Raw genomic sequence first — 16765 nt, 5'->3', positions numbered from 1 at the left:
CGCCACACCTGGAGGACAGCACGTGCCGGAGCCGGCGGCGGACGAGTCGAGCGGGATCGGTCGGCGGCGGGCGCTGGCCCGCCGCGAACGCAACGCCAGCTGGCTGGAGCGGCGCGAGCAGATCCTGGCCGCCGCCGCCGACGCCTTCCGCGCCAAGGGCTACCAGGCGGCCAGCATCAGCGACATCGCAACGCGCCTCGGCAGCGACCGGGCGAACGTCTACTACTACTTCGCCAGCAAGGAGGAGATCTTCCTTGCACTGGTCCGCCAGGCCGTCGAGTCCAACGTGGCCGACGTCGAGGCCGCCGCCGAGGCGACCGGCTCCCCGACCGACCGGATGCTTCGGGTCATCGAAGCGCTCGCCGCGTCCTATGAGCAGCACTATCCCTACCTCCACCTCTACGTCCAGGAGGACATGCGCCGGCTGTCCGACGACGGGTCCGAAGCCGAGAAGCACCTGCGCGACTGCAGCCGGCGCTACGACGACGCACTGCTGAAGATCGCGCGCGAAGGTGTGCGCTCCGGCGAGTTCCGCCCCGACGTCGACCCGCAGATGCTGAAGTTCGCCGTGCTCGGCGCGGTGAACTGGACCCACCGCTGGTTCACCCCGGACGGGCCGATGACCGGGGCCCAGATCGGCCGGGCGTTCAGCGACATCTTCCTGCGCGGGTTCATTCGTGAAAAGTGATGTGTAGCTGGGTGAGGCTGCGGGAGACCACGGTCGGGTTGTAGTGCAGCTCCTGCTCGTGGACGGTGAACCGGGGGAACGCCCGCGACAGCGCGAGGAACGCCTCCTCCGCCTCCAGCCGCGCCAGCGGGGCACCGAGGCAGATGTGGATGCCCTGCCCGAATGTGGTGTGCCGGTTCGGCCGGCGGCCGATGTCGAGCCGCTCCGGGTCGGCGAAGCTGGCCGGGTCGTGGTTCGCGGCGGCCTGCACGAGCAGCACCCGGTCACCCTCGGCGATCTGCTCGCCGCCGATCTCGAGCGGCTCGGTGGCCCAACGTGCCATCGCCCGGATCGGGCCGTCGTAGCGCAGCATCTCGTCCGCCGCGGTCCTGGCCAGCGACGGGTCGGCGCGCAGCCGCCGCCACTCGCCCGGGAACCGGTCGAACACGACCATCGAGTTCGCCAGCAGGTTCATCGTCGTCTCGTGCCCGGCGAACACCATCAGGATCGCGTTGGCGATGACCTCGTCGTCGGTCAGGACGTCGTCGCCGTCGACTGCCTGCACCATGCGGCTGAGCAGGTCGTCCCGCGGGTGTGCCCGGCGCGCGGCGACCACCGGGCGGAGGAACTCGACCAGCTCGTTCATCGCCTGCTCGCCCTTGCGCATCCGGTCCGCGTCGTTGCCCCGGACGAAGATCACCGCGCCGAGGTCGTCGGACCACTCCCGCATCTGGTAGCGCCCCTCCGGCGGCACGCCCAGGAACTCGGCGATCACCACCACTGGCAGGGTGAAGGCGAATTGGGCCAGGAAGTCGACCTCGGTGCCGCCGCGCAGCGGCTCGACGAGCTCCTTCACCAGCTCCTGCACGCGGGGGCGCAGCACCTCCACGCTGCGCGGCGTGAACGCCTTGTTGACCAGGGACCGGACCCTGGTGTGGTACGGCTGGTCCTTCCAGACGAAGAACTTCGACAGGAACGAGAACAGCTGCTGGTACTGCGAGGCCTCACCGCTCAGGCTCGCCCCGAAGGGCCCGGCGAACCGGTCCGAGGACAGCTTCGCGTGGTTCAGGAAGACCTGTGCCACCTCGCGGTGCCCGGTGACCACCCAGCCGTTCCAACGCGGGTTCCAGTAGACCGGCGCGGTCTCGCGCAGCCGCCGGTAGAAGCGCATCGGATGGTCGATGGCCTCGGGGGACAGCAGATCGTCGAGATCGACATCAAGCACCACGGACCCGCCGCTCCTCGCCCGCCCAGTAGGGTTCGCGCAGCACCTTGCGCTGGATCTTGCCGACCGGGCTGCGCGGCAGCGGGTCGGTGCGGAAGGCGACCGAGGCCGGCTTCTTGTACGAGCCGAGCAGCTGTCTGCAGGTGCCGATCACGGTCTCCTCGTCGAGGTCGCAGCCGGCGGCCACCACCACCGTCGCCAACGGTGCCTCGCCCCATTTCTCGTGCGGTACGCCGAACACGACGACCTCCCGGACCGCCGGGATGCTCTGGATGGCCTGCTCCAGCTCGGCCGGCCAGATGTTGAAGCCGCCCGAGACGATCATGTCGTCGACGCGGTCGACCACGTAGAGGTAGCCGTTGCGGTCGAGCCGGCCGATGTCCCCGGTGAGCACCCAGCCGTCCCGGAGCCGGCGTTCGCTCTGTTCCGCGTCGCCCCAGATCCCGGTCATCTGCCCGTCGCAGCGGATCGCGATCTCCCCGGTCTCGCCGACCGGCAGCGAGTTGTTGTCCCCGTCCCGGATGTCCAGCTCGGCGAACGGCATGACCCGTCCGGCCGAGCGGATCCTCGGCGAGTCGGGCCCGGCGGAGAACCACTCCTTGGGCCCCATGAACGACACCGGCACGGCCTCGGTCTGGCCGTACATCTGGAACAGGGTGTCGCCGAACACCTCATGCGCGGCGAGCGCCGTGCGGGCGCTGATCGGCGCGGCGGAGAGCATCACCGCCTTGAGCGAGGGCAGCGTCTGTGGCTTGCCACCGACCGAGTCGACGATGTCCGCGACCATCGTGGGGACCGCGAAGAACCAGCTGATCTCGTCGCGGGCGATCCGGGCGCAGAAGTCGCCGGCCTCGAACTTGCGGTCCAGCAGGTTGCAGCCGCCGGCCAGCCAGACCGGCAGGAACAGGTAGCCCGAGCCATGGCTGATCGGCCCCACGTGCAGGCATTTGTCGCCGAGCTCGACCGGCGGCAGCATGTAGAACCAGTCCCGCGTGGTGTTCAGCCAGGCTCGGTGGGTGTACGCGATCCCCTTGGCCCGCCCGGTCGTGCCCGCCGAGTGCCGGATGATGAACACGTCATCCAGGCCGATCTCCGGATCTGGGTCGTCGTCCGGGAAGGACGCCAGCCAGTCCTCGTAGCCGCTGTCGCGCACGATCACCGTCAGGCCGTCGATGTCGTCGGTGACCCCGGCCAGCTCGTCCGCGTACTCCTCGGAGACGACGACCACCTTGCAACCGGTGCCCTGGAGCATGTGCCGGTGCGCCTCGCCGGAGTTGCGCCGGTACAGCGGCACCCGGATGAGGCCGGCCGCCGCGGCGCCGATGAAGAAGTCGGCGGCCTCGACGCAGTTGTCCTCCAGTACCGCCACCCGGTCACCGGCCCGCAGGCCGGCCGCGAGCAGCGCATTGGCCAGCCGGAGCCCGCGCTGCCACACCTGCCCGTAGGTCAGTTGCCGACCGCCGCTGACGACGGCCGGCAGGTCCTGGTGGAACCCGGCGGACCGGCGCATGGCACTACGGACATCGAGCACCGCGACTACCTCCGTTTCGTAGGGTGGGATGGCCTGAATCAGCTGCTGTGCGCCGCCGCCTTGGCGAGGAACGCGGTGGTGCCGAGGTCGTCCCCCGCGGTCGGCAGCGGCACGGACGGCGGCACGGACGGCGGCACAGTCGTCGGAGCGGGCGGCGGCACAGACGGTGTGACCGTCGGGGCCGGACGGCGCAGCTCCGGCAGCGGGGAGCGCCAGATGTCCACCGTCTCCGGCGCCAGCGGCAGGATCCGAGGGCTGTGGCTGGCGTCGTCGAGCTGGGGGTGGCCGACGCAGTACTCGACGGAGAAGCCGCGGGCCTCGTCCTTGATGTAGACCCCGATCGAGCCGGACGGGGCGTGCCGCAGCAGGTCGTCCTTGAGCGCGACGCCGTGCTTGACCGCGTTGTGCCGGAACCGCATCACGTCGTCGATCGACTCGACCTGGATGCAGAAGTGGTTGAACGCCGGCTCCTGTGCCCGGATCAGCACCAGCGAGTGATGGTACCGGTCGCCGGCGCGGAAGAACCCGGCCATGTCGCCGATCCAGTCCGAGGCCTTGAAGCCCAGCACCTCCTGGTAGAAGCGCGTGGTGGTTTCCCAGTCCCGCACCTCCCAGCCGGCGTGCAGGAACTTCTGCAGGTTGGCCCCGCTGCTGACCGGTGGCACGCCCCGCTCGTACATGCCGGAGAACAGCTCGATCTCGAACCCGCCGGGGTCGACGAACCGCAGCCAGCGCTGCACCCGCTCCGTCTTCGGGTCGCCGCCCTCGGTGTAGGAGATCCCCCAGTCCCGCAACCGCTCGCGCGCCACGGCGAAGGAGCTCTCGTCGGTGACCTGGTAGCCGATCCGCTTGACGCCCTGCCCGTTGCCTCCTCCAGCCGCAGCCAGTGGTGCTCCAGCCCGCCGGTCATGAAGGCGGTGTCGCCAACCTGCTCGGTCAGGTCGAGGCGCACGAAGCGGGAGTAGAACTCGGTGGCCTCGGCCAGGTCGCTCACGCCGACCGCGAGGTAGCCGAACTTGTTGACGATGTCCACGTTGTCTCCCTCCGGTGCCGTCACCTGGTCGCCGACGCGAGCTCGGCCGGAGCGACCAGCGAGGCGATCTCCGGGCGGCGGGTCGACACCCCGGCCCGGTCCGCGGTCGCCCGGCCGACGGTGCCGTCGCGGAAGAACTCGACGAACACGTCGGCGAACAGCTCGGGCTGGTCGGTCTGGCCCTGGTGCCCGCAGTCCGCCGGATAGAAGAACTGCACCTTGGGCAGAGCGTCCTCGACCTTGAAGCCCAGGTCCTCCACCGGCAGGATCGCGTCGTCCCTGCCGTAGAGGCAGATCCCCGGGATCTCGGAGGTGTCCAGCCGGCCCTTGGTGGACAACGCCGAGGCGATGTCGGCGGGCAGCTCACCGAACAGGAACGCCTTCTGCCAGGCGATCCAGCCCTCCTTGTGGGCGTCGGCCGCGCGCATCCGCATGTCCAGCAGGTCGTCGGTGACGGCCTCCTGGTGGTGGATGATCGAGTTCATCATCTTGACCATCGTGTCGCGGGTACCGTCCCACCCGACCGGGACCTGCAGCTTGTCCAGCGTGGGGAACGGCATCACGTCGCCGACCGGGCCGGCGATGAGCGCGAACCGCTCGACCCGGTGCGGGTAGCGGGCCACGTAGTGCGCGGTGTTCGCGCAGCCCATCGAGTTGCCGGCCAGGAAGAACCGGTCCAGGCACAGCGCCTCGGCGAACCGCTCCAGGAAGTTGATGTGCGAGTAGACGCCGTGCACCGGGCGGTACTCGGGTCTGGGGTCGGACAGGCCGAAGCCGGGCTGGTCGGGGCAGTACACCCGGAAACCGGCCCGGGCGAGCACCGGCGCGAGCAGCCGCCAGCCGGCGGTCCCCGACGAGCCCGGGATGCCGCCGTGCAGCAGGACGACGGCCGGGCCGCTCTCCCCCGCCGTCATGTAGTGCGCACGCTCCCCGTTGGCCAGGCGCACCCACCGGCTGTGCAGCCCCGGGACCTGGATGATTCCCTCTTCAGTCAACGCCATCAGTGCACCATCCCCTGGTCGCGGAGTCCCGGAACGCGTTCATCCCGCCCACCGGAATCGGCCTTCAACTCCGGTCGAGCAGCCGGGCGGCGTTACCGCCCCACACCTGTTCGGCCTCGTCCCCGGACAGCCGCGCCAGTACCGCGCCGCGCAGGTCGTCCTGGGCGGGCAGCGGGTAGTCGGTGCCGAACACGATCTGTTCCGCACCCAGCACGTCCCGCAGGTAGGCCACGTTGGCCGGGTCGTACACCACGCTGTCCACGAAGACGTTGCGCACCAGGTCGCGCACCGGGCGGTCGTGCTGGGCGTCCCACAGCCGGCTGATCCTGGTCAGCGCCCAGACGAACCCACCCCCGCCGTGCGCCAGGCAGATCCGCAGCTCCGGGGACTGTTCGACGACTCCGCCGAAGACCAGCTTCGCGGCCGCGATGGCGGTGTCGGTCGGCATGCCCAGGCCGAAGGTGACCTCGGCTCCGGTGATCCGGCTGGTCCAGCCGGCCTCGGTGCCCAGGATCAACGGGTGCACGAACACCACCATGGCGTGCTCGGCGGCGGCGGCGAAGAACTCCCGCAGCTCAGGGTGGTCCAGCTCCAGCTCGCCAGCGGTGGTGCCGATCTCGACGCCGGCAAGGCCGGCGTCGTGTGCCTGTTCGAGCACCTCGACCGCGCGCTTCGGGTCGTGCAGCGGCACCGTGCCCAGGCCGTGGAACCGGGTCGGGTGCGCGGCGACCATCTCGGCGAGCGAGTCGTTGAGCCGCACCGCCCACTCGGCGGCCGCCGACGGCTCCGCCCAGTCGCAGACCAGCGGCGGCAGCGGGGAGAGCACCTGCCGGTCGATCCCGGCCTCGTCCATGTCCTCGATCCGGGCGGCCGCCGACCAGGACGAGGGCGGCACGGTCCGAACCACCCGCCCGTCCCGGGAGAGCCGGCCGACCTGACCCTCGACGGCGAAGCTCGGCCACCGACTGTCGCCGTGCCGCTCGGCGAAGTCCGGCAGCGCTGGCACGAGGTGGGTGTGAAAGTCGACGCGCACGGTTCAGCGCCCGGCCACGCCGCCGCCGGGAGCCGGGCTGCTGGACACAGTGGCCCGGGCCGCCGACAGCGGCACCGACAGGTAGCCGTTGGTCGGCCAAGTGGTCTTGACTAGATCCCCGGTGATGGTGAACGCGTCGAAGTGCGACAACAGCTCCTCGATCGCGATGCGCAACTGCAGCCGGCCCAGCTCCGCGCCGACACAGTAGTGCGCGCCGAGACCGAAGCTGAGGTGCTTGGCCACCGGCCGGTCGAGACGGAACTCGTCGGCGTCGGCGAGGTGGTCGGTGTCGTGGCTGGCCGCGGCCCAGACCACCGCGACCTGGTCGCCCGCCTTGAGCTCGCGCCCGCCGAGCTCGGTGTCCTGCCCGACCCGGCGGCCGAGCGCGAGCAGCGGCGAGTAGAACCGGACGATCTCCTCGACGGCGTTGGGCAGGATCTCCGGCTCGGCGCGCAGCCGAGCCCGATCCTCGGGGTGCCTGGCCAGGTGCACGATCGCATGGCTCAGCGAGTCCGCGGACGTGTTGTGCCCGGCACTCATCAGCAGCAGGTAGTAGCCGACGATCTCCTGCTCGGTCAGCTCACGGCCATCGATCCTGGTGGCGAGCAGCGTGCTCAGGAAGTCGTCGCCGGGGTCGTCCCTACGGGCCCGCACCTCGGTGGCCACGTACCCGGAGATGTCGCCCAACACCGACTGCAGCAGCGCGAGGTCTGCGGTCTGCATCGCCTTGGTGATACCCCGGTTCCAGCCGAAGAAGGTGTTCCAGAACGACCGAGGGAAGTTCAGTGCGAGGCAGAGCGCCTGCCCGGCGAACGGTTGCGCAAGATCGGCGGCGCCGTCGAACGATCCGCGCTCGGCCAGCGGCTCCAACAGGGTGCGCGCCAACTCCCGCATGTCGGACTCCAGCGTCAGCATCCTGCGCTTCGCGAGCTTCGGCTGAAGCACCCCACGGTACTGCTGGTGCCTCGGCGCATCGCTCTGCAGCGGCAGCCACGGAATACCCAGGTCCAGGTGCGGAACGGTGAACTGCTCAGCGTTCTGGAACCGGTCCGGGTGCATGCACACGTCGGCGATGTCCGCATAGGTCATGGCCGACCAGAAGCCGCCGAACTGGTCGCTCCACGGTACCGGGCAGCGCTTCTGGAGATCTTTGAACGCCGCGACGTAGTCGGCACCGACCGCCGGGTCCATCGGGTCCCAGTCCTCGTGCGGACAATTCTCGCTCATAACCGAGTCCCTTCGCCGTGTGATCGGCCGACCATTGGCCATGCGGGTGCTCCCCCGTGCCCGATTCAGCTGCCGCCGAGTCTGGCGCCTCAGGTCACCGCCATACCGACCGTTGTTCCGAGGCCCGGAAATCCGCTGGGCCGGGAGAAGTCGGGGAAGCCCGCTCACAGCGCTGGGCGGGGAAAGCACCGCCACCAACCGATCCCGCTCGGCATGCACGATCGAGGCTCTGACGACGGTGGCCCGGGTGGTCAGGCCGGCCCGCACCGCGGGCTCGATGAGGAAACATCTAGGCCGGCGCATGGTCGAGGAGCTCGGCGCGTCGGCGCGCAGCACAGGCCCCACGAGGAGACCGGCATGGGTCTTACGCTGTGGTGTGTATGTCGACCGGCGGGGCAAAACGGCCGCCGCCAAAGGAGCTGTTCGAACGGTCGATCTCGCCAAAGAGGACCATGACGTCCTCTGGGTCCGTTCCTGCCGCCTGCAGCCGAGACACCATCGCGGTAAGGAGCTTGCGCTTCCTGATTTCCTCAGTCCCAGACGAGAGCAAGGCCTCGATCATCACGAACTGATTGCTGCGAGGCTTCCGCAGATCAGGATAGCGAGAACTGATGCGAAGATCATCTTCCTCCAAAGAGATGAACCTCTGGAAGAAATCATCGGCGGGATAGCCTGAACTCACGCTTGCCTCATGGATGGCGGCGGATATCGCATCCTTTTCTGCCGCCGTTCTCCCGGCACGCATTGTGACAGTAAAGAGTGGCATCTTCGTCCTTCCGATTCGCGTAACCTCCCGCTGCCAATCCTGCCCCTGTGACCCACATGGGCGGGGCCATGGGCCAGCGCCATGACGTTGACCTCGGCCAACAACGCGGCGCCCAATGCTTGCAGAACGCCGGCAGACGCACTGGTCACGCGGCCTTGTTCGAGCCTGGCGAGACAGTCGACGCTGATGTTCGCCAGCTGCGCGACCTCCTCGCGGCGAAGACCAGCGACTCGGCGCGGATGGCCGTCATCGACCAGGCCGGCCTCGTGGGGTTGCACGCGCGCACGGCTAGTACGCAGGAACTCGGCGAGGGCCGTTCCTGAACGCTGTGCGCCGGTCACTCTTCCATTGTCCTGGTGTCAGCGTCGCGGTGCCTGGCATGGGCCGTCCTACTTGTTCACGGTCTGACGCTGTCAGCGCGCTGGTCCGTGCAGGGCGTTGATGATGTCGGCGGGTCGGATGGGTAGCGTGGTGATCCGAACGCTCACCGCGTCATACACGGCGTTGGTGACCGCGGCGGCGAATCCGGTGGCGGACAGTTCGCCAATGCCCTTGGCGCCGAGCGGTCCGGCGTGCTCGTCGAATTCGTCGACGAACGCGATATCGATGGCGCTGGGGATGTCCGCGTTCACCGGCAACGCCACTCCCGCCAAGTTGGGTGAGTGCCAACGGCCCAGAGTCGGTTCGAAGTGGCTGGCCTCGAGTGTGGCCATCCCCCAGCCCCAGACGAGGCCGCCGATCATCTGGGACCGTGCGGTGCGAGGGTTGACGATGTGGCCGGCGCTGTAGACGCCGGTGCCGCGGCGCAGCCGGACCAGTCCGAGCTCGGGGTCGACGCCGACCTCGGCGAACACCGCGCCAAATGTTCGGGTGGCGTACTCGGCGGGGCCTGCGTCGGCCCATGCGTCTCCGGGCAGGCGGAACGCACCTTCAGCGGCGAGCGGCGCTGGTAGATCGGCCGCCAGCTCGGTCAGCTTGACGTGGTGGTCGCCGTAGCGGAGCTCGCCGTTGTCGCAGTGCACCTGTGCGGCGGGCCAGCCGGCCAGTTGGGCGAGCTGGTCGCGCAGCTTGGTGGCCGCGTCGAGGGCGGCGGCGCCCACACCGATCGTGGTGCCCGAACCATAGGTTGGGCCGGCGAACGGCAACGCGCTGTCGCCCCAGGACAGTTCGACCTCGGCCGGATCCAGGCCAAGCACACCTGCCACGACCTGCGGAAAGATTGTGCCGGGCCCCTGGCCGATATCGGTGAAGCCCACCGAGAGGCTGACCCTTCCCTCGGGGGTGATGCTCACCGTGGCCTGGGACGGGAACCGGAACTGCCCCTGTGTGGCGTCGGCCATGCCACATCCGATCCGCCACCGGCCGTCAGTGGTGCCGCCGGGTGCGCGCTCGTGCCAGCCGAAGCGACGGGCGCCCTCCTCGTAGGCCTCGCGCAGCTTCTTCGACGACCAAGGCCGGCCGCTGGACGGCTCGCGTTCGGCATAGTTGCGCAGCCGCAACTCCAGCGGATCCAGCCCCGCCGCGCGGGCCAGCTCATCCATGGCCACCCCAAGTGCCCAGGTGCCCGGCCCATCGATCGGCGACCGCATGAAGGTGGGCAGGTTGACGTTTCCCCGGCGCACCCGCTGGCTGGTGTGGATGTGCGGGCTGGCGTACAGCGCGCTCGCGGTGGCCGACCCGAACTCGACGTAGTCGTCGGTCACGGCTGTCGTGTTGACCACGTCGTGACCGATCTCGACCAGCCGTCCGTCACCCCCGGCGGTCAGCGTGACGTCGTGGCGCATCAACGGTTGGTAGCCCACCGTGTCGTACATCTGCGCGCGGGTCAGCGTGAGCTTGACCGGGCGGCCGAGGTGGCGGGCCAGCATCGCGGCCAGGATCTCGTGCGGCCAGATGAACGCCTTCGCCCCGAACCCCCCGCCGGTGTACGGCGAGACGATGCGCACCATCTCCTCGTCGATGTCGAACACGGCGGCCATCACCGAGCGCACGGCGTAGACGTGCTGGGCGGCGTCATAGAGGGTGAGCCAGTCACCGTCCCATTCGGCCACCGCCGCGGAGGGCTCCATGGGGTTGTTGTGCCGGGCGGGCTGCACATAGGTAGCCGACACGTGGTGCGATCCCGGGCCTGGTTCGACGGGTGCCCCCACCTGCAGGTCCAGTGCTCCCAGCCCCGCGTAGCCGCCCTCGGCGGACATGTCCGGCGCCGTGTCAGGCACCACGAACTTCGCCGCCGCCACGCTGACCCCGAGTCGCGTGGCCCCTTCCTCCGCGGCCTCCAGCGTCTGGGCGATCACCGCGGCCACTGGTTGGCCGTAGTACACGATCGCATCGTCGCGCAGTGGCAGGTGCCGGGTGGCCAACGGGGGCACCGTGAGGTCGGCGAAACCCGGACCGGGTGGGGGCAGCTCGCCGGGGCCGATGACCGCGACCACGCCCTCCACGGCCAGTGCCGGTTGCTTGTCCAGCCCGACCACCCGCCCGGACGGCACGGTTGCGCCCACCAGGACCGCGCAGAGCAGGTTCTCGCCCGTGCGGTCGCTGGCGTACCGGGCCGCTCCGGTCACCTTGGCTGGCCCGTCCAGCCGGGCCAGGTCACCACCCAGCCCTCGGCCGGCGGCTCGCTCCGCTGCAGAGAACTCGACCGTGCTCATCGGTTGGCCACCTCTCGCACGGCGCGCAACGTGGCGTGGCGCGCAAGAATGATCTTGTATTCGTTACCCGGTAGGCCGCGAGCGTCGGCGAAACCGGCGTCCACAGCGGCTTCGACCTGGGCTGACTCCGGGCGCAGGCCGACCAGCAGCTGTTCGGTGACATCCAGGCGCCACGGTCGCAGCGCCACCGAGCCCAGCGCGATGCGCGCCCGACTGATCACGCCGTCGGCCAGCTCGAGCGCGGCGGCGACCGCGACGGTGGCGAACTCGTAGCTGGCCCGTTCCCGCACCTTCAGGTACCCCGAGCATGCCGCGCTGCCTGGGATCTGGATGGTGGTGATGATCTCGCCGGGGCGCAGGATGTGGTGCCGGTTCGGATCCTCGGCCGGCAACATGTGCAGCTCTCGCGCGGGGATGCGCCTACCCCCGTCCGGGGCCTCGGTGTGGAACTCCGCGTCCAACGCCACCAGCGCGGTTGCCGGGTCTGACGGTTGGACGGCGAGGCAGTCGTCGGTCCAGCCGAAGATCGCCTGGTTGTCGGTGATGCCACGGCGGGCGGCACATCCCGAACCGGGCCGGCGCTTGTTGCACGGCGTCGGGCCCTCGTGGCGGTAGTAGGGACAGCGGGTGGACTGCAGCGGGTTGCCACCGATGGTGGCGAGGTTGCGCAGCTGGGCCGACGCGGACAGCGTTATGGCCTCGGTGAGGACGGGGAACCGAGCCCGAACCTCGGGGTGCGCGGCAACCTCGTTGAGGGTGTTGAGCGCGCCGATGTGCACTACATCGTCGCGAACCCGAATGTCGGACAGCCCGGCAACGGCCTTGATATCCACCAGGTGCGCTGGGGCGATGACGCCGAGCCGCATCCAGTTGAGCAGCTCGGTGCCACCGGCCAACACCGCCGTCGTCGGCCCGCTCGAGGCCACGCACGCCTCACGGACGGAATCGGCGCGGGAGTATCGAAAGGGAATCATGCCGGCCGCTCCGTGGTCGGTGGGGTCAGTTCGGCTGCCCTCGGTGGCCGCGCCGCGGCTTGGGCCACCGCGGCGACGATTTGCGGGTAGGCCGAGCAGCGGCAGATGTTGCCACTCATCCATTCCCTGATCTCGTCATCGCTGCCGGTGTGTCCTTCGGCCACACAAGCGACCGCCGACATGATCTGGCCAGGCGTGCAAAAACCGCACTGGAATGCGTCCTGATCGATGAATGCCTGCTGTACCGGGTGCAGTCGATTGCCTGTGGCCAGTCCCTCCACGGTGGTGACGTGTCGCCCGACCAGCTCGGCGAGCAGCAGCATGCAGCCGTTGACCCGTTGGCCATCCACCAACACCGTGCAGGTCCCGCACTCGCCCCGATTGCATCCCTTCTTGGCTCCGGTCAACGCGAGGTCCTCGCGCAGGAAATCCAGCAGGGTCGTACGGGTGTCGTGATCGGCGACTACCTCCCGCCCGTTCACGAGCAGGGCAGTTCGGGCTTGGTAAGCCATAGGAAACACCTTCCCTCGAGAACCACGCACTGAGTTCCCAGGACAGGGTCTCGGCTGTCGGCCGTCGTGGTCCAAGACCCTTTTCGCGGTCTGTGATGCCCGGCGGGTATCAGCAGTCTCCGGAGGCACCCCGAAACGTGATCTCGCTCCTCGGTGTTTTACGCGAGCCGTCCGTCACATCCTGATCTCTTGCGCACCGTGCGTCGCAGTAGGTTCGATATACCCATGTGTCCCCAGCAGCCCCCTCGCGGCTCCGAGATCGATACGGCCGGCGAGGACGTTTACGTGCTTTCGTACGCCGGCCTACGAAAGGCAGTCGGTTACTTCGGATTACTTCTGCCTATTGTGGTCTTCGTGGTCGGTATCGCTCTACCGCCTCATGAGTTTCTTGGATCTATCAGCGCCTACTACTATGTACCCTTCGCGGGAAACATCTTCGTCGGCGCACTCTGGACGATTGGCGTCTTCCTCTGGTTCTACAACTACCGACAGCCGGACAACATCCTGACCAGCGCGGCCGGTACGTTTGCGATTGGTGTCGCGACGTTTCCGACCGCCAAGCAGGGCATGCCGCGTTCCCTGTTCAGTACCGCAACGATCCATTTGGTCTGCGCGGCCCTATTCTTCGGCATACTGGCCATTCTCTCACTCTTTTACTTCACTCGCGGGACCACTGCGGGTCGACCGCTCAAGAAGTCTCGAAACAGAGTGTACGTTGCCTGCGGCCTGGTTATCGTGGTGGCACTGATCGTGGCGGGACTGGGCCCGCTCGTTCTGGGGAGCGATCTCTACAGTCAGTGGCACGTGTTGTTCTACTGCGAGACCGCGGCCAGTTGGGCGTTCGGCATTTCGTGGCTCGTCAAGGGCCAGGCGTTGTTCCCCGACGTACCGAGTACCTGACATGACTTCGGCCCCGATTAAACAGCACTTGAACGACAGGTAGCCGCGTCGGACCAGACAAGATCGTTCGCGGTGCGGCTCGGCGTGATGCCACTCACCGGGAGCGCCCGAGCTCAGCGGCCGCGCCATATACTGAACGCGTCGTTCATTAATCGGCTCGTCGTTGGGTAGGAGAAAATCACGTGGACGCCCTGGCAACCGAGGCACATCCGGCTCTCGGTCAGCGAGGCCTGCGCGGGGTGATCCTGGTCCTGGCCATAGCATGTGGCCTGGCCGTCGCCAACATCTACTACGCGCAGCCCCTGCTCGCGCCGATCGCCACGACGTTCAAGGTCAGCCAGGGCAGCGCGGCGCTCGTGGTGACGGTCACCCAGTTCGGTTACGCCCTCGGCGTGCTTGTGCTGCTGCCCGTCGGTGACCTGCTGGAAAACCGGGCGCTCGCCGCGCGCACCCTCCTGGTGACCGCGGTCGCGCTGGGCGCGGCGGCCGTGGTGCCGAACTTCGGGCTGTTCCTCGCCATGTCCGTGCTCATCGGGGTGACCTCGGTCGTCGCGCAGATCCTCATCCCGCTCGCCGCCCACCTCGCGCCGGAGGCCCAGCGCGGGCGCGTCGTCGGCACCGTGATGACCGGGCTGCTGCTGGGCATCATGCTGGCCCGCACCGTGGCCAGCCTGGTCGCGGCGGTCTGGGGTTGGCGGGCCATCTACGTGATCTCCGGCGTGCTGATGCTGGGCGTGTCGATCCTGCTGGTGCGGATGCTTCCGCGCTGGAAGCCTGACCACACCAGCACCTATCCCCAGTTGCTGGCGTCGACCCTGCGGCTGGTCCGCGAGGAGCCGGTACTGCGCCGCCGGGCGGCCTGCCAGGCGCTGCTGTTCGGCGCGTTCAGCTCGTTCTGGACGTCGGTCTCCTTCGAGCTGATCAGCCGGCACGGACTGAGCCAGACCGGCATCGGCATCTTCGCGCTGGTCGGCGCGGCCGGTGCCGCCGCCGCTCCGGTGGCCGGCTGGCTGGGTGACCGCGGTCTGGGCCGGTCCGGCAGCGGTATCGCCATCGCCCTCGCGGTCGGCGCGATGCTGCTGGCCGGTTTCGGAGTGGGCAACCTGGTTGTGCTCGCCCTCGCCGGGGTGCTGCTGGACCTCGCCGTGCAGGGCCACCAGGTGTTCGGCCAGCGGGAGATCTACGGACTGCGGGCGAACGCACGGGCGAGAATCAACACCGTGTACATGACGACCATCTTCGTCAGCGGCGCGATCGCCTCGGCCGTGTCCGGCCTGCTGTACGACCGCTTCGGCTGGCTGGCGCTGTGCGTTTTCGGCGCGGCCCTGCCGCTGATCGGCCTGGGCATCTGGGCCTGGGCCGCGCTGCGCGCGCCGAGGTCGACGGACCCGGAAACTACGGAGTCGTGAACAACTGGCCCGGGCGCGGCCTCGCGCTGCTGGTCGCCGGCACGTTCTTCATGGAGAACCTGGACGGCACCATCATCGCTACGGCTGCCCCCAGGATGGCGGCCTCGTTCGGTGTGCCGTCGCCTGCCATCTCCACCACGATGACGGCCTACCTGATCACACTCGCGGTCGGCATCCCGGCGAGTGGCTGGCTGGCCGGTCGGTTCGGCACCCGCGCGGTGTTCGGCTCGGCGATCGTGATCTTCACCGTCGCGTCCGGACTGTGCGCCCTGAGCACCAGCCTGCCGATGCTCATCGGGATGCGGGTGTTGCAGGGACTCGGCGGCGCGATGATGGTGCCGGTCGGCCGGCTGGCCGTGCTGCGCACCACCGACAAGCGAGACCTGGTCAGGGCGATCGCCTACCTGACCTGGCCCGGCCTGATCGCCCCGGTGCTCGCGCCGGCCCTCGGCGGCCTCGTCGTCGCCTACGCGTCCTGGCGCTGGATCTTCGTGGTGAACATCCCGCTGGGCGTGATCGCCGGGGTGCTCGCCGCCCGGATGGTGCCCAGCGACCGCGCTACCGACCAATCCGCGCTGGACTGGCTGGGCTTCCTGCTGACCGGAATCAGCATGGCCGGGCTGGTGGCCGGCACCCAGTACGTCGGGGACGCGCACATCAACTGGGCGGCCGTGTCCGTCGCGCTGGGCATCGGCCTGGCCGCCGGGGTGCTGGCTATCTGGCAGCTGTTGCGCAGCCCGCACCCCCTGATGGACCTGCGAACCCTGCGGGTACGCACCTACCGGGTGTCCACCTTCGGCGGCTCGGTGTTCCGCGCGATGATCACCGCGGTCCCGTTCCTCCTGCCACTGCTGTTCCAGGACGCGTTCGGCTGGAGCCCGATCCGTGCCGGGCTGGTCGTGGTCGCCGTGTTCGTCGGCAACATCGGCATCAAGCCGTTCACCACACCGCTCATGCGCCGGTTCGGGTTCCGCGGCCCGCTGCTGGCCAGCGTGGCCGGGACCATCGCCAGCCTGGTGGCCTGCGGACTGATCACCGCGCACACGCCGCTGTGGCTGATCCTGCTGGTGCTGTGCGTGAGCGGCGTCTTCCGGTCCACCGGCTTCACCGCCTACAACACCATCCAGTTCGCCGACATCGACCGCGCGGAGGTCAGATCGGCCAATACCCTGGCCTCCACCACGCAGCAGCTCGCGGCCGGCCTCGGGGTGGCGGCCGGGGCGCTCGCGCTGCGCATCGGCGTTCCGGTCGCCGGCACCTCGGGCACCGGCGCCTACCAGGTGGCGTTCTTCATCCTGGCGGCCTGCATGCTGCTCTGCGTGGTCGAGACACTGCGGCTCCCCCCGAATGCTGGCGACCACGTCAGCCGCGCGCGCCCCAAGCTCAGTTCCTCGGACGCAAGCCGGTGAGCAGCTGCCCGACCAGGGCCGCGGCCAGCCCCTCGCGCAGCGGAGCATGCCCGAACAGCAGGCGGTGGTAGACCGGCGCGAACAGCTGGTCCACCACCGCCTCCACGTCGATGTCCGCGCGCAGCTCACCGCGCTCGGCGGCCTCGGTCACCAGGCGCATCGCCACCGCGCGGCGGGGCCGCAGCCAGTGCTCCTCCAGGGCGTCGCGTACGTCCGGATCGTTCTGCGCGAATGCGGCCAGCTCCCGCATCAGCCGCCCCGAGGCGGTGTCCCGGAACAGCGCGCACAGGGCCTGCAGCTGCACGGTCAGCGAGTCGGCGAGGGACGCGTCCGGATCGACGGCGATGGTGTCGCGTGTCCGGGTGAAGAAGCTGTCCAGCGCGACATGCATGGTCAAGATTGGGGAACGCCAGCCGCCTCACCG

General features: G+C 69.2%; 16 protein-coding genes. 4 read left to right on the top strand and 12 right to left on the bottom strand.

What is annotated here, in order from left to right; translation table 11 throughout:
* The first annotated feature begins 22 nt into the window (after positions 1 to 22).
* Positions 23 to 688 (top strand): TetR/AcrR family transcriptional regulator, encoded by a 666-nt coding sequence (locus ACTXG6_RS16485; protein WP_445188681.1) that lies wholly within the window; start codon positions 23 to 25, stop codon positions 686 to 688.
* Here the strand turns inward: ACTXG6_RS16485 and ACTXG6_RS16480 are convergent.
* The 11 genes from ACTXG6_RS16480 to ACTXG6_RS16430 all read right to left on the bottom strand — a co-directional run bounded on the left by ACTXG6_RS16480 (position 672) and on the right by ACTXG6_RS16430 (position 12593).
* Positions 672 to 1895 carry a cytochrome P450 gene (locus tag ACTXG6_RS16480; RefSeq protein ID WP_445188680.1) on the bottom strand — a complete coding sequence of 408 codons (1224 nt, stop codon included), beginning with the start codon at positions 1893 to 1895 and terminating at the stop codon, positions 672 to 674. The genes ACTXG6_RS16485 and ACTXG6_RS16480 overlap by 17 nt on opposite strands.
* Entirely contained in the window at positions 1885 to 3423 is a 1539-nt protein-coding gene (locus ACTXG6_RS16475) for a class I adenylate-forming enzyme family protein (protein WP_445188679.1), read from the bottom strand. The genes ACTXG6_RS16480 and ACTXG6_RS16475 overlap by 11 nt, the downstream gene beginning before the upstream one ends.
* A gap of 38 nt (positions 3424 to 3461) precedes the next feature.
* Positions 3462 to 4232: a VOC family protein gene (locus ACTXG6_RS16470; RefSeq protein WP_445188678.1), complete on the bottom strand. Its 771-nt coding sequence runs from the start codon at positions 4230 to 4232 to the stop codon at positions 3462 to 3464.
* A 244-nt stretch (positions 4233 to 4476) separates the two neighbouring features.
* Complete coding sequence (locus tag ACTXG6_RS16465) at positions 4477 to 5457, bottom strand: alpha/beta fold hydrolase (RefSeq protein ID WP_445188677.1); 981 nt, start codon at positions 5455 to 5457, stop codon at positions 4477 to 4479.
* Positions 5458 to 5521: 64 nt separating this feature from the next.
* Positions 5522 to 6490: an amidohydrolase family protein gene (locus ACTXG6_RS16460; RefSeq protein WP_445188676.1), complete on the bottom strand. Its 969-nt coding sequence runs from the start codon at positions 6488 to 6490 to the stop codon at positions 5522 to 5524.
* A gap of 3 nt (positions 6491 to 6493) precedes the next feature.
* The gene (locus ACTXG6_RS16455; RefSeq protein WP_445188675.1) at positions 6494 to 7717 is read right to left on the bottom strand and encodes a cytochrome P450; all 1224 of its coding nucleotides are present in this window, start codon (positions 7715 to 7717) and stop codon (positions 6494 to 6496) included.
* 364 nt (positions 7718 to 8081) lie between these two features.
* Positions 8082 to 8483: a tautomerase family protein gene (locus ACTXG6_RS16450; RefSeq protein ID WP_445188674.1), complete on the bottom strand. Its 402-nt coding sequence runs from the start codon at positions 8481 to 8483 to the stop codon at positions 8082 to 8084.
* Entirely contained in the window at positions 8396 to 8761 is a 366-nt protein-coding gene (locus ACTXG6_RS16445; protein ID WP_445190026.1) for a helix-turn-helix domain-containing protein, read from the bottom strand. The genes ACTXG6_RS16450 and ACTXG6_RS16445 overlap by 88 nt, the downstream gene beginning before the upstream one ends.
* Before the next feature lie 135 nt (positions 8762 to 8896).
* Positions 8897 to 11137, bottom strand: a complete 2241-nt coding sequence (locus ACTXG6_RS16440) for a xanthine dehydrogenase family protein molybdopterin-binding subunit (protein ID WP_445188673.1) — start codon at positions 11135 to 11137, stop codon at positions 8897 to 8899.
* Positions 11134 to 12111, bottom strand: a complete 978-nt coding sequence (locus tag ACTXG6_RS16435) for an FAD binding domain-containing protein (RefSeq protein WP_445188672.1) — start codon at positions 12109 to 12111, stop codon at positions 11134 to 11136. The genes ACTXG6_RS16440 and ACTXG6_RS16435 overlap by 4 nt, the downstream gene beginning before the upstream one ends.
* Entirely contained in the window at positions 12108 to 12593 is a 486-nt protein-coding gene (locus tag ACTXG6_RS16430) for a (2Fe-2S)-binding protein (protein ID WP_445188671.1), read from the bottom strand. Before ACTXG6_RS16430 ends, ACTXG6_RS16435 begins: the two co-directional genes overlap by 4 nt.
* Positions 12594 to 12908: 315 nt before the next feature.
* Here ACTXG6_RS16430 and ACTXG6_RS16425 point away from each other — a divergent pair, with 315 nt between their 5' ends.
* The 3 genes from ACTXG6_RS16425 to ACTXG6_RS16415 all read left to right on the top strand — a co-directional run bounded on the left by ACTXG6_RS16425 (position 12909) and on the right by ACTXG6_RS16415 (position 16341).
* Positions 12909 to 13523: a DUF998 domain-containing protein gene (locus tag ACTXG6_RS16425; protein WP_445188670.1), complete on the top strand. Its 615-nt coding sequence runs from the start codon at positions 12909 to 12911 to the stop codon at positions 13521 to 13523.
* Positions 13524 to 13705: 182 nt separating this feature from the next.
* On the top strand, positions 13706 to 14932 hold the full coding sequence (locus ACTXG6_RS16420; protein WP_445188669.1) for an MFS transporter: 1227 nt from the start codon (positions 13706 to 13708) through the stop codon (positions 14930 to 14932).
* Entirely contained in the window at positions 14929 to 16341 is a 1413-nt protein-coding gene (locus ACTXG6_RS16415) for an MFS transporter (protein WP_445188668.1), read from the top strand. Before ACTXG6_RS16420 ends, ACTXG6_RS16415 begins: the two co-directional genes overlap by 4 nt.
* Here the strand turns inward: ACTXG6_RS16415 and ACTXG6_RS16410 are convergent.
* Positions 16316 to 16732, bottom strand: a complete 417-nt coding sequence (locus ACTXG6_RS16410; protein ID WP_445190025.1) for a TetR-like C-terminal domain-containing protein — start codon at positions 16730 to 16732, stop codon at positions 16316 to 16318. The two genes, ACTXG6_RS16415 and ACTXG6_RS16410, sit on opposite strands and share 26 nt — an antisense overlap.
* Positions 16733 to 16765 lie beyond the last annotated feature (33 nt).

The sequence above is a fragment of the Pseudonocardia sp. Cha107L01 genome, from assembly GCF_052566575.1.
Note: the sequence above shows the minus strand (reverse complement) of the source record. Positions and strands in the feature narration are given on the sequence as shown.

Coding starts and splice junctions, on each gene's coding strand:
- ACTXG6_RS16435 (WP_445188672.1), bottom strand. CDS start 12,111: ATGATTCCCTTTCGATACTCCCGCGCCGATTCCGTCCGTGAGGCGTGC.
- ACTXG6_RS16440 (WP_445188673.1), bottom strand. CDS start 11,137: ATGAGCACGGTCGAGTTCTCTGCAGCGGAGCGAGCCGCCGGCCGAGGG.
- ACTXG6_RS16410 (WP_445190025.1), bottom strand. CDS start 16,732: ATGCATGTCGCGCTGGACAGCTTCTTCACCCGGACACGCGACACCATC.
- ACTXG6_RS16455 (WP_445188675.1), bottom strand. CDS start 7,717: ATGAGCGAGAATTGTCCGCACGAGGACTGGGACCCGATGGACCCGGCG.
- ACTXG6_RS16450 (WP_445188674.1), bottom strand. CDS start 8,483: ATGCCACTCTTTACTGTCACAATGCGTGCCGGGAGAACGGCGGCAGAA.
- ACTXG6_RS16465 (WP_445188677.1), bottom strand. CDS start 5,457: ATGGCGTTGACTGAAGAGGGAATCATCCAGGTCCCGGGGCTGCACAGC.